At 41.7% G+C, this 13,195-nt stretch carries 9 protein-coding genes and 1 pseudogene; 3 read left to right on the top strand and 7 right to left on the bottom strand.

Features of this window, described 5'->3' with window-relative positions:
* Positions 1-35: 35 nt before the first annotated feature.
* From purD to CYK47_RS01120, 6 genes are all read right to left on the bottom strand, one after another.
* Positions 36-1,319 carry a phosphoribosylamine--glycine ligase gene (gene purD, locus CYK47_RS01145; protein WP_122898150.1) on the bottom strand — a complete coding sequence of 428 codons (1,284 nt, stop codon included), beginning with the start codon at positions 1,317-1,319 and terminating at the stop codon, positions 36-38.
* A gap of 127 nt (positions 1,320-1,446) precedes the next feature.
* Positions 1,447-3,021 (bottom strand): bifunctional phosphoribosylaminoimidazolecarboxamide formyltransferase/IMP cyclohydrolase, encoded by a 1,575-nt coding sequence (purH, locus tag CYK47_RS01140; RefSeq protein ID WP_122898087.1) that lies wholly within the window; start codon positions 3,019-3,021, stop codon positions 1,447-1,449.
* Between the two features lie 94 nt (positions 3,022-3,115).
* Positions 3,116-3,385 carry a DNA-binding transcriptional regulator Fis gene (fis, locus tag CYK47_RS01135; protein WP_001086304.1) on the bottom strand — a complete coding sequence of 90 codons (270 nt, stop codon included), beginning with the start codon at positions 3,383-3,385 and terminating at the stop codon, positions 3,116-3,118.
* Positions 3,386-3,773: 388 nt separating this feature from the next.
* A complete protein-coding gene (locus CYK47_RS01130) occupies positions 3,774-4,637 on the bottom strand; it encodes a DUF3426 domain-containing protein (protein ID WP_122898148.1) in 864 nt (287 codons plus the stop codon).
* Positions 4,638-4,651: 14 nt separating this feature from the next.
* The gene (gene prmA, locus CYK47_RS01125) at positions 4,652-5,554 is read right to left on the bottom strand and encodes a 50S ribosomal protein L11 methyltransferase (RefSeq protein ID WP_122898084.1); all 903 of its coding nucleotides are present in this window, start codon (positions 5,552-5,554) and stop codon (positions 4,652-4,654) included.
* A gap of 178 nt (positions 5,555-5,732) precedes the next feature.
* Positions 5,733-6,092: a hypothetical protein gene (locus CYK47_RS01120; protein ID WP_122898082.1), complete on the bottom strand. Its 360-nt coding sequence runs from the start codon at positions 6,090-6,092 to the stop codon at positions 5,733-5,735.
* Between the two features lie 241 nt (positions 6,093-6,333).
* Here CYK47_RS01120 and mnmG point away from each other — a divergent pair, with 241 nt between their 5' ends.
* Both mnmG and mhpT read left to right on the top strand, forming a co-directional pair.
* Positions 6,334-8,214, top strand: a complete 1,881-nt coding sequence (gene mnmG / locus CYK47_RS01115) for a tRNA uridine-5-carboxymethylaminomethyl(34) synthesis enzyme MnmG (protein WP_122898080.1) — start codon at positions 6,334-6,336, stop codon at positions 8,212-8,214.
* 622 nt (positions 8,215-8,836) lie between these two features.
* A complete protein-coding gene (mhpT, locus tag CYK47_RS01110) occupies positions 8,837-10,042 on the top strand; it encodes a 3-(3-hydroxy-phenyl)propionate transporter MhpT (protein WP_122898078.1) in 1,206 nt (401 codons plus the stop codon).
* 344 nt (positions 10,043-10,386) lie between these two features.
* Here mhpT and CYK47_RS01105 read toward each other — a convergent pair whose 3' ends face one another.
* The gene (locus CYK47_RS01105) at positions 10,387-11,394 is read right to left on the bottom strand and encodes a helix-turn-helix transcriptional regulator (RefSeq protein WP_122898076.1); all 1,008 of its coding nucleotides are present in this window, start codon (positions 11,392-11,394) and stop codon (positions 10,387-10,389) included.
* A 353-nt stretch (positions 11,395-11,747) separates the two neighbouring features.
* Here CYK47_RS01105 and CYK47_RS01100 point away from each other — a divergent pair.
* A pseudogene (locus CYK47_RS01100) lies at positions 11,748-13,181 on the top strand (circularly permuted type 2 ATP-grasp protein); the annotation flags it as partial.
* Positions 13,182-13,195 lie beyond the last annotated feature (14 nt).

Genomic DNA, 13,195 nt, shown 5'->3' with positions numbered 1-13,195 from the left:
CACTTAGCGGGGTTTTTTCTTAATCTAAATTAAGATTAAGCATTTTCACGCGCAATTGCACGGTAACCAATATCTTTACGATATTGAACGCCGTCAAACGTTACTTTTTGGCAAAGTTCTAGAGCTTTGGCTTGTGCTTCACCAATCGTATCACCAAGTGCAGTCACACAAAGTACACGACCGCCTGCAGTTACGATATCACCATTTTCATTCGCTTTCGTACCTGCATGGAATACTTTTGCATCTGCCATCACAGTGTCTAAACCTGAAATCACATCGCCATTGCTAGAGGTTTCAGGGTAGCCCTTAGATGCAAGTACGATACCAACCGTTTTACGCTCATCCCATTCGGCTTCAGCAGGTAAATTGCCTTCAATACCAGCTTGAACCAAATCAACCAAAGATGATTTTAAACGCATCATGATTGGCTGAGTTTCAGGATCGCCAAAACGACAGTTGAACTCGATCACTTTTGGTTGACCTTGTTCATCAATCATCAAGCCTGCGTATAAGAAACCAGTATAAACATGACCGTCTTTTTTCATACCTTCAACGGTAGGACGCATCACTTCATTCATAGTTTTTTCAAATACGTCTGCAGTCACCACAGGCGCAGGCGAGTAAGCACCCATACCACCCGTGTTTGGACCTTGGTCACCTTCAAAGATACGTTTGTGATCTTGTGAAGTTGCCATTGGTAAAATGTTGTCGCCATCAATCATACAAATGAAAGACGCTTCTTCACCTGCCAAAAATTCTTCGATCACCACACGAGAACCGGCATCACCAAATTTGTTGCCTGCAAGCATGTCATCAATCGCAGCAAATGCCTCTTCGTTGGTCATCGCAACGATCACACCTTTACCCGCAGCAAGACCGTCCGCCTTGATCACGATCGGCGCGCCATTTTTTTCAACAAATGCTTTAGCAGCAGCGACTTCTGTGAATACGTCATAGAAAGCAGTTGGAATGTTATGGCGTTTTAAGAAGTGCTTGGCAAATGCTTTAGAGCCTTCTAACTGTGCTGCAAATTGGGTAGGGCCCCAAATTTTCACACCTGCCGCGCGACATGCATCGACTACGCCATTTACCAGTGGTGCTTCAGGACCAACAATGATCAACTCAATGGCATTGTTTTTAGCAAAGTCGATAATTGCGGTGTTATCTAAAATGTTCAGTGCGACATTTTCACATTTTGGTTCAGTTGCTGTACCCGCATTTCCCGGTGCAACAAAAACTTGTGTAACTTGTTCATCTTGTGCGATTTTCCATGCCAATGCATGTTCACGACCGCCACTACCCAAAACTAAAATATTCATCGGTTCATACTCCATGAATCGAAAATGACATAAAGTCCTCAACCTTTAAAGGAGAGGACTTTATGCAAGATTAGAAATCTATGTCTCTTAATGTAAATGACATTGTCATTACAATTTAATCCATCAATTAGTGACGGAAGTGACGCATGCCTGTGAATACCATTGCAATGCCAGCTTCGTCAGCAGCAGCAATTGTTTCTTCATCACGCATAGAACCACCCGGTTGAATGATGCACTTGATACCTGCTTTAGCAGCATTATCAATACCATCACGGAATGGGAAGAATGCATCAGATGCCATTACTGCACCTTCAACCACTAAGCCTGCGTGTTCAGCTTTGATTGCAGCGATACGAGCAGAGTTTACGCGGCTCATTTGACCTGCGCCAACACCAATCGTTTGACGGTTTTTCGCATAAACAATTGCGTTAGATTTAACGTATTTAGCAACTTTCCAAGCAAAGATCATGTCATCAATTTCTTGTTCAGTTGGCGCACGTTTGGTCACAACTTTAAGATCATCTTTAGTAATCATGCCTAAGTCTTGATCTTGAACGAGTAAACCACCATTCACACGTTTGTAGTCCATTTGTGGAGCACGTTCGTCAATGGCTGGTAATTCGCCGCATACAAGTACACGTACGTTTTTCTTGGCGCCAGTTACTTCTAACACGCCTTCAGCAACGCTAGGTGCAATAATCACTTCAACGAATTGACGATCGACAATGGCTTGTGCAGTTGCAACGTCTAATTCACGGTTGAAGGCAATGATGCCACCGAAAGCTGATTCTGGATCTGTAGCATAAGCCAAGTCATAAGCTGCTTGAATGCCGTCTAAAGATACTGCAACGCCACATGGGTTGGCATGTTTAACGATTACACAAGCAGGTTTAGCGAATGATTTAACACACTCTAAAGCTGCATCAGTGTCTGCAATGTTGTTATAAGAGAGTTCTTTACCTTGTAACTGTTTAGCCGTCGAAACAGAGGCTTCAGTTGCAGCAGGGTCAACATAGAATGCAGCAGATTGATGTGGGTTTTCACCGTAACGTAAATCTTGTGCTTTATTTAATTGCGTATTGAACGTACGTGCAAATTGATCAGCTTGACCCTCATCTTTGCCAACGCGTGCGCCTAAGTAAGATGCGATCATACCGTCATACTGTGCAGTATGTTCAAATGCTTTAACTGCTAAGTCGAAACGCGTTGCATGAGATAAGCTGCCTTCAGCTTTAAGCTCAGCCACAACCGTTGCATAGTCAGATGCATTGACCACGATACCCACAGACGCATGGTTTTTTGCCGCAGCACGTACCATTGTTGGGCCACCGATGTCGATGTTTTCAATCGCATCAGCTAAAGAACAGTTTGGTTTTGCTACAGTTGCAGCAAATGGATAAAGGTTCACAACCACTAAATCAATAGCATCAATGTTGTGTTCAGCCATCACAGCTTCGTCTAGACCACGACGAGCTAAGATACCACCATGAATTTTCGGATGTAGCGTTTTTACACGGCCGTCCATCATCTCTGGGAAACCAGTGTGCTCGGAAACTTCAACTACAGCAATATTATTGTCTTTCAACAATTTGTATGTACCGCCAGTAGATAAAATTTCTACCCCCAGAGCCACTAGGTTTTGTGCAAATTCGACAATACCAGTTTTGTCGGAAACAGAGATTAAAGCGCGTTTAATAGTCATGATCTTCGTCACAGTTTTCAAGGAACAGATTAAAACAAAAAAGCTAAATAGCAGGTAAAAAAAATGCCCGCGGAAGCCGCAAGCATTTTATCATTTATTCACTCATTAAACCGTGAGCTTTCAACTTTTTACGTAAAGTGCCACGGTTAAGGCCTAGAATCTCAGCAGCGCGGGTTTGATTACCACGCGTGTATTCTAAAACAACAGATAGAAGAGGCTTCTCCATTTCTGCTAGAACCATGTCATAAACCTGAGATGGTTGCTCGCCTTGCAGTTGTGCAAAATAATGGCGAACTGCGCGATCTACGTGAATACGCAAAGCGACATCAGATTGTGCAGTAAAAATAGGAGATTTGCTATTCATGCGAATTAATCCGAAAAATAAAATATCACTGGGATAAAGTGATATATCAATGTGGTCTAAAAATAAAATGAACCTCGGTTTTAGATCTTAAATCCAGAAGCTCTAAAACAGATAGGCTAGCTTGCCACAGCCACATGCTTTGATGTTTTTTTGATCGTAACAATAGATGAATTTTTGTTACGGGCAAAAATAAACAAAAAATCGGCTCGTACGCTGTTATGGGAAATAAAGCGCAGTCAAGCAGAAGTTGTATTTGTTCTTACGTAAAGCGAGGTGTTTGCAGCAGAAGCTGTAATGGCGCGTATAATACCATTGTCTAAGAAAAAGTGAGCAAGAAAAGTGCATTTTTTTTCAATTTTTTTTGCACTTTGCATCGTTTTTTTTGATCTTAAGGTTGAATGATTTCTAAATGTGGCTCTTGTAACTGCTTTTTAGTCACGGGTACCTCAAAACTAAATTTAAACGGGGTTTGGGCAGGCAGACGTTCAATGCCTTGATATTTTTGCTCTAGATAGTCACGCGGTTGAAAAATATATTTCACCTTGCCTGCTTCGGTTTGTGCTGTCACTAATAAATGCGGTAAAGGCATACTTTTGCTATCGCGATTAATCAAAGCACCCTGAAATTCAGTCACATGATTCCCTTTACTGCGTAAACGTAGGTGATCGATATCAATTTTTTCATAACGCTCGGCTTGGCTTTCACAATTGATATGACTGCATATAAATTGAAAGCCTTGGCTTAAGATTGAGGAGCGTGCCACTATGTGCGGGTTAAACCATAAAACTTGAAAGATCAAAAAGCCCATTAAGCTTAAATTGATGGCGCTCCACACTAGATAATAACCTAAGCCGGGTTTAGGTGGGGTGCTTAGATCCTTTTCAGATAGTTTTAGGGTAGGGAGATGATGAATCGGTTCGCTGCTAAAATAATTTAAGTTATTTAAATAGGTATATAAGTCAATATTAGAATGTTCGATCTTACGATCAAAAATATCCAGCACATGCTGTTGGGGATAACGACGCGCTAAGATATGGTCATTGGCTTCATGTGCATAGTCATGCTGTAGCGCAGCAGCGTGTGGCACTGTTGGGGAGGGTGGTGCAATTGGTATTTGAACCAAGTGTAATAATGCATTAAAGCTACAAAAACACTTGGGGCAACAAACCATGCCCTGAGCAATCGTTAGCTGTTCAACAGAAACTTTATAAATCGTTGTACATTCAGGGCATTGGGTTTGTTTTTTATTCATAGTTAAAGATATTTTTAGTGAGATTGCCGTTTACCAGAAATACGGCACCAGTATCCGTCGCGTTTTTCCACCTCTAATATATCAAAAAATTCAGAATAAACATTAGAAACATCAGATACTTGCTCTTCAATAACCCCTGCAAGTGCGAACTCACCCTCGGATTTCACTAAAGTTGCGAACTGTGGCGCAAGCATCATTAAAGGACCCGCTAAGATATTGGCAACAAATACATCCGCTTTTTGGTCTTTGAGTGTTTCGTTAAACTCATCCGGTAAACCCACATAAAGGTTGTTCATTACACCGTTGAGCTCTGCATTTTGTTGGGTGGCGAGTACCGCTTGAGGATCAATATCCGTCGCATAGACTTTTTTCGCGCCTAATAATAAGGCTGCAACCGCTAAAATACCCGAGCCACAACCATAGTCGATGACAATTTTATCTTTAAGATCGGTTTTGCCTAACCATTGTAAGCATAAGAAAGTTGACGCATGGTTACCTGTACCAAAGGCTAAACCTGGATCTAATTTAAGGTTAACGGCTTGAGCATCAGGCGCTGTCATCCATTCAGGTACAATCCAGAAATTGTCGCTAATTTGGATCGGCTCGTAAGCATCCATCCAAGTACGTTCCCATTCTTGGTCTTCGATAAACTCGTGGCTTAAAGGCGCATCTGGCATTTGTGCTTGAATAAAGGTCACAATAGAATCAACGTCAATTTCTTCGCCATCTTCTTGTGCATAGATACCAGTGACAATGACTTTATTCCAAAGCGGGGTTTCACCCGGAAGTGGCTCGAGCAGGTCTTGGTTTTCAGCATCATCTAAAGTAACACTCAGCGCACCTAAAGACTCGAGTAAAGTCTCGGTAAAATCGACTTGGGCTTGATCAACTGTAATATGAATTTGTAACCACTTCACGGGCGTAACCTAAAACAAAATAAAGTGCTAGTGTAACGTACCTCAAGGGTAAACCGCGAGTGTTGCGTGTAATTGATCTGCTCAATTGGTGATAGGGCTGAATTTCTAGACAGCCATACAAAATGCACATCAAGCTTAAGCCTGACGTGCAGCTATTTTATGATAAACGCCAATTGAATTAGCGGTTGCCTGCTTGTGGGCGCGGTGGGCTAAATGCTAGGGCACATTTACCATGATAAGTGCGACCTTCAATGCTGATGGTTTTGGCATTTGGGTCTTGACGGCAGACCGTTAACAGCTCAGGTTCATCACCATAGATCATAGCCCCTTGGTCTGAGCTAAAGAATTGGTTTTGACAGCTGCCATTCCAAATAATGCCGCGATAAGCAAATTCAACCCAATCACCTTGGCTTTTGTCTTGACAGATTTTTTGGAAGGTTTGTGGATGATAAACAGTCGCCACTTTATCATTGGCAAAGCTGGTCAACGGGCTAAGTAGGCCACATACAGCAGCGGCAACTAAAAACTTCTTATTCATGATGACTAATCCTCTGTGGATGTCGTTATTAGCATAAAAAATAGCGAAAAGAATACAATCTATGGTGCACATTTTTTGTAAACCTAAGTTGCAACCTTAAACTAAATCTTCAAAAAATAGAACTTTTTAATGCAGTGGTGGGGTATTTTTTTGCGCCAAAGAAAATCTCGCAATATGTCAACTTAGAGGCAATTTTTTGCTATAATCTGCGGTCTTCTTTTTCAATCTCTCTAATACCACTATGCACTATCCTAAAGTTTATGATGTCATTGTTATCGGTGGCGGTCACGCAGGTACTGAAGCTGCGCTTGCTGCCGCGCGTATGGGACGCCAGACGTTACTCTTAACTCATAACATTGAGACTTTGGGGCAGATGAGCTGTAACCCAGCGATTGGTGGTATTGGTAAATCACATTTAGTGCGTGAAATTGATGCCTTAGGCGGTGCAATGGCACTCGCTGCCGATAAAGGCGGTATTCAATTCCGTATTTTAAACTCACGTAAAGGTGCTGCGGTGCGTGCAACGCGTGCACAGGCCGATCGTGTACGTTTTAAAGCTGCGATTCGTGAAACATTAGAAAACCAAGCTAACTTGGATATTTTCCAACAAGCAGCAGATGATCTGATTGTTGAAGGCGATACCGTAAAAGGCGTAGTGACCCAAATGGGCGTACGTTTTGATGCCAAAACTGTGGTACTCACCACAGGGACTTTCTTAGGCGGTGTGATTCACATTGGTCTTAATAATGCATCAGGTGGCCGTGCCGGTGATCCACCTTCAATTTCATTGGCTGCGCGCTTACGTGAATTAAACTTACCGGTAGGTCGTTTAAAAACAGGTACACCACCACGTATTGATGCACGTTCAGTTGATTTCTCTGTGATGACTGCGCAGCCGGGTGATTTCCCGTCTCCAACCATGTCATTCATGGGGGATGCATCAATGCATCCTGAACAAATCAACTGCTATATCACACATACCAATGAAAAAACCCACGACATTATTCGTGGCGGTTTAGATCGTTCACCTATGTATACCGGTGTCATTGAAGGGGTGGGTCCACGTTACTGCCCATCTATTGAAGATAAAATTCATAAATTTGCCGATAAAGACTCACATCAAGTGTTCCTAGAGCCTGAAGGTCTAGATACGCATGAACTTTATCCAAATGGTATCTCGACATCATTACCATTTGATGTGCAGTTTGAATTGGTACGCTCAATCCGTGGTATGGAAAACGCGCATATTCTGCGTCCAGGTTATGCAATCGAATACGATTACTTTAACCCACAAGCGTTAAAATTCTCTTTAGAAACCAAAGCCATTAACAACTTGTACTTTGCTGGTCAAATTAACGGTACCACAGGCTATGAAGAAGCAGGTGCACAAGGTTTACTTGCAGGTCTAAACGCGGCACGCCGTGCATGGGATCAAGAGCAATGGACACCTAAACGTGACGAAGCCTACATGGGCGTATTGGTTGATGACTTAATTACTTTAGGTACCAAAGAACCGTACCGTATGTTTACCTCACGTGCCGAATACCGTTTAATGCTGCGCGAAGACAACGCGGATCAACGTTTAACTGCCATTGGTCGTGAAATGGGCTTAGTCGATGACACACGTTGGGATGCATATTGTGCCAAAATGGAAGCGATTGAAACTGAAAAAGGTCGCTTACAACACCTTTGGGCGGCACCTAACAACGCTTTAGGTAAAAAATTTGTTGAATTAACCGGTGATGATTTATCTAAAGAAACCAATGCGATTGATTTGTTAAAGCGTCCAAATATCAATTTCTCACAAATTGCTGAAATTACCGGCTCTGAAGTGTCTGCATTTGTGGGTGAGCAAATTGAAATTGCGGTGAAATATGCGGGTTACATTAACCGTCAGCAAGAAGACGTGGCACAAATGAAGCGTTTGGAAGAAACCAAAATTCCTGCCGATTTTGATTATGATGCAGTTTCAGGTTTATCTCGTGAAATCACTTTAAAACTGAAAGATGTACGTCCTGAAACGCTTGCGCAAGCTGGTCGTATTCCGGGGGTTACACCTGCGGCAGTGCAATTGGTGATGATTACCATCCGTAAAAATAACCAAGCGAAAAAATCTGCATAAGATTTTAAAGCCATAAAAAACCCGCCAAGTGCGGGTTTTTATTTACGCTCAGTTATTTGCCTTTGAAACCTTCGAGCAATTCAATACAGCATATTTCAGTAGGAATAGCTGCTCAATCTTATTCTTCACTCAAATACGGGGAGGATTGTGATGTAGCAAAGCATAATGTTATGGCTAAAGTCATACCTGCGCTTTTTATGAGTATAACAATGAGATGTCCCTTGCTGATTATTAGCTGTTTAAGTGTCTGCAATAGTTTTAACGCTGTAGCTTATATTAACGCTATCAAGCACAAAATTTTTCTTATTATCAATGTTGATGACTTAGCACAATATCAAGGCTAAACCACGACTAACATAAAAGCTGAATTTTTACACTTGATCATTTTTAATGATCATACTATCGTTAAGAACTTGTATTAAAATAACAATATGTTTTTAAAAGACTAAATAAAATAATAATACATTATATATATTGATATACAGCTTTTGATGTCTAAATAATGATGACCATTGCTGATTTAATTACCAATGCTGCGACCATTGTCGCGCTATGTATCTACATAGATTAGGCTCAGAATCACCGCTTTATATAAATGTACGCTTCGGAATGGAGATTCACGATGGCACAGAGCACATCAAGTAAGACCCAAAAAATCCTCATTGTATTTTTATGCTTTTGGGTGGCTTTTTTTGAAGGTTTTGACCTACAAGCGCCCGGTATTGCAGCACAGGGGATTGCAGCCACGTTTGGCTTAGACCAAGTGCAAATGGGCTATGTATTTAGTCTTGGGGTATTTGGTATGCTCTTTGGCGCATTCTTTGGTGGTCGAGTTGCCGACTACCTTGGCCAAAAGAAAGTGTTAATGCTCTCGATTGCAATTTTTGGTGTCTTTATGTCTTTAACGGCAATTGCACCGAATCTTGAAATCTTATATGCGGCACGCTTTTTTACAGGACTGGGCTTAGGGGCTGCGATGCCAACCATGATTTCGGTGGTGGGTGATGAAGCCACTGAAGCCAACCGCGGTAAATTAAATAGTTTGATGTATTGCGGTTTACCTGTAGGTGCGATTTTTGTTGCTGGTCTCGCCATGCTGATTAGCGATATAAAATGGCAAACCCTATTTTTAATTGGTGGTTTAACGCCATTATTGCTTATTCCATGTATGGCAATGATCTTAAAAGATAAGCCGCGTGCCGAAAAACAAGTGAACACAGAAGCTGTACCAGGTATGGCGCAAGTGTTATTTAAACAGCAACAGTACAAAAATACGCTGCCGCTGTGGGTGGGTTTCTTCTTTACCTTGATGATTAACTACATCTTGATTAGTTGGTTGCCTAACTTACTGATGCAACAGGGTCTAGAAAAACAACAAGCCTTTTTGGTAATGCTGGTGTTCCAAGTAGGGGCAGTTATTGGCACGCTCGGACTGGGTTATTTATTAGATCGTTTAAAATTATGGCAAATGGCTGTGATTATCTATAGTGGTTTATTTATCGCACTTACATTGTTGTTTACCACTACATCTGTACCGCTGCTGATTTTGGCAGGCGTAATGGGGGGGATCTTCTCTACAGGCGGTCAATCGATTCTCTATGGTATTTCACCTATCTTCTATTCTGGTTTAGGTAAAGTGACAGGGGTGGGCAGTGCGATTTCATTGGGTCGTTTAGGTGCGATGACTGGACCATTGTTAACAGGCAAAATTTTAGCACTCGGTTTAGGCACAACAGGGATTTTAATGGCAAGTCTACCTGCTGTGGTGGTTTCGGCTGTAGCAGTGACTGCATTGTCGCGCTATAAAGCAACGAAGACCGATGAGTAACACCCAATCATGATGTTGAAATAGGCAGCTTTCGCTGCCTATTTTTATGCATTGTGTCTAAGTTATTTTATGCAAAGCTTTGCAGAAATGCTTCTTTCTCAAATTTGCAGGACAGTTCTATACTGAATGTATCGCTAAGATGAGGAGGTTTACAGCATGACCAAAAGACAGATTCGTTTTAACCGTGCAGAACTGGCATGTGGCAGTTTAATGTCTTGCTGAATAGGGCGGCTTAGTAAAACGTTGGGGGAAAAGCTGGCACGCGCTTTGCTTAAGTTAAAGAAAAAACTCAAAAAAATAATCTATAAATTATAGAGTCCCACAGTTTGGGACTCTTTTTTATTTTAGCTTTCCACAGCCGTTTCATAGACGGCATTGGCGACAGACTCAGGTTCAATCTGCAACAGTTTTTTACCAAAGCCACGTAACCACCACACCAGTTGTGAGGTAAAAGGTAAGCTTGCTCTGACTTGATATAAGTTATCGGTAAATTTCTCAATCACTTGATCACGACTTAAGGCACTTTCTTCAAAAAAATGCACTGTTTTGCCATTCATGGTCAATTTTAGTTCAATGTTTTCGGTAGGTTTTTGATAATCCACACGAAAACCTAAAGCACCTGATTCGATATAATCATCTAAATGAAAATCATTTTGGTGCACAGTACGACTATCGAGAACTTTTGCTGCTCTAAAGCGGTGCAAAGCAAAGGTTTGAATAGCATTTTTATCATGACGGGTACAGATTAAATAAATCACCGCACCTTTTTGTACTAAGGCCAAGGGATTTAAAATATAGCTTTTTTCTTCTCCTGCATGAGTACGGCTTTGATAGACACATTCAAGTTGACGGTCTTGTAACAGTGCTTCATAGATGGCTTGTTGAGCCTCTTGATCGACTGTTGGCGGAATCAATGGTTGGCTTGAAGGCACAATCCGCACACGGTTGACCCACTGTTTGACATGATTTTGCTCAAGTAGGCTGCGCCGCGCAGCATCAAACCACGGGTTTATTTCGGAGACTAAACTTGGCGGTAACAAATGTTTTAAATGTTCCTCCACCATCATAAAGGTGACTGCTTGTGAGCTGGTCATATGCGGTAAGCTCTGAATTGGTGCATCACTACACCAACGCCAACCTTGCGGCACAGTTTTATTACTTTCAATCGGGAAACGCTGCGCAATTTGATTTAAGTCACGCTGAATGGTGCGTAAACTGATATCAATTCCTTCGCGTTGCAACTGTTGTTGCAGTTCTCGTGTGCCCATCCATTTCCCTGTAGAAAGACGCGACAAGATTTGCCATTGCCGATATAAACTATTTGAAGTTTCTTTTTCTGAAGTTGAAGCCATAGAAGCCGTATGCTCAAAGTCAATTGAATTTCTATTGTAAGGCCAGTTGTTGGTAAAAATGAATGCTTTTACTGTTTAAACTGCGAACGGTGTCACAGTGAAAAGGTCATAATTTGGTGCAAAAGACCATTGGCAAGTCAAGTGGCAATCTATTAACATAGTCGCCACGCCAAGTTTTAACTATGGCATTGATTTTGCTTACATATATAAACAAATACATAACAAATAGATAAGAGAGGGTAGGCATGTTAAAAGAGACAAAATCAAGTGTAATTGCAAGCACCAGTCACAAAGAAACCTTGCAACCAAAGACGGTACAAGATGCTAAGCGTATACCAGCGCAAGCACACTATTTATTTCAACAATTAAAGTCTGAATTTTTTAATGAATTACGTGATGACAGCAGTATGTCGGCTGAAACTTGTGCCAATATCGAGCATTGGTTAGCTCAACATGATTTGAATCAACTTAAAGCTTTAAACCAAGCAGCCAAACAGCATTTTTTATATGAAGGTATTACCTTTACTGTATATGGTGAAGATGCTGGGATTGAACGCACGATTCCATTTGATGTAATTCCGCGCGTGATTGCCAAACAACAATGGAATAAAATTGCACTGGGTTCGGCACAGCGCGTGCGTGCGCTGAATCTATTTTTGCATGATATTTATCATGAACAGGAGATTTTAAAGGCGGGGATTGTACCTGCCCAGCAAGTACTCAGCCATGAGGCTTATTTACCACAAATGCTAGGTCATCATTTAAAAGGTGGGATTTATAGTCAAATTAGCGGGATTGATATTATTCGTGATCGTGCAGGCGAGTTTTATGTCTTAGAAGATAACTTACGCACCCCATCGGGTGTTTCTTATATGTTAGAAAGCCGTAAGATCAGTCAAAAATTGATGCCTGAGTTGTGCCAAAGCAGCAATATCTTAGGTATTGAGCAATATCCGCAATTGTTACGTCAAATTTTAGCAGAAAGTGCCAATGTCGATGATCCATTTATAGTGGTACTGACACCAGGACGCTTCAATAGTGCTTATTATGAACATGCATTCTTGGCCCGCGAAATGGATGTGCCGTTGGTATCAGCACGCGATTTATTTGTTGAAAATGACAAAGTCTATGTACGTACCGTGCGTGGTCGCCAGCAAGTGGATGTGATTTATCGTCGCGTTGATGACGCATTCCTTGATCCATTATGCTTTAAACCTGACAGCACCTTAGGCGTAGCAGGCTTAATGTCGGCTTATTTGGCGCAAAATGTTGTGATTAGCAATGCACCAGGTACGGGCGTTGCCGATGATAAATCCATTTATCCATATGTCGATAAAATGATTGAATATTACTTAAATGAACAACCAATCTTAAAAAATGTACCGACTTATCAATGCCGTGAACAGAAATCACTTGAATATGTGGTCGAAAACTTAGAAAAACTGGTGGTTAAGGAAGCGCAAGGTTCTGGCGGTTATGGCATGTTAATTGGGCCGCAGGCCTCTGGTCAAGAAATTGCCTCATTCCGTAAAAAACTGTTAGAAACACCGCAAGCTTATATCGCGCAGCCTACCTTAGAGCTCTCGGTATGCCCGACTTTAACTGATTATGGCATGGCGGAACGTCATATCGACTTACGCCCGTTTGTATTAAGTTCGCCATTACGCACCGAAATCGTACCAGGTGGTTTAACCCGTGTTGCGATGCAACCAGGGTCATTGGTGGTTAACTCTTCTCAGGGTGGCGGAATAAAAGATACTTGGGTTGTGGACAGCCTGCATTCTTAATATAAAACCATATA

This window comes from Acinetobacter sp. B51(2017), assembly GCF_003711395.1.
Lineage (GTDB): Bacteria > Pseudomonadota > Gammaproteobacteria > Pseudomonadales > Moraxellaceae > Acinetobacter.
The sequence above is the reverse complement of the archived record's forward strand: the minus strand, read 5'-3'. Positions and strand labels throughout refer to the sequence as shown.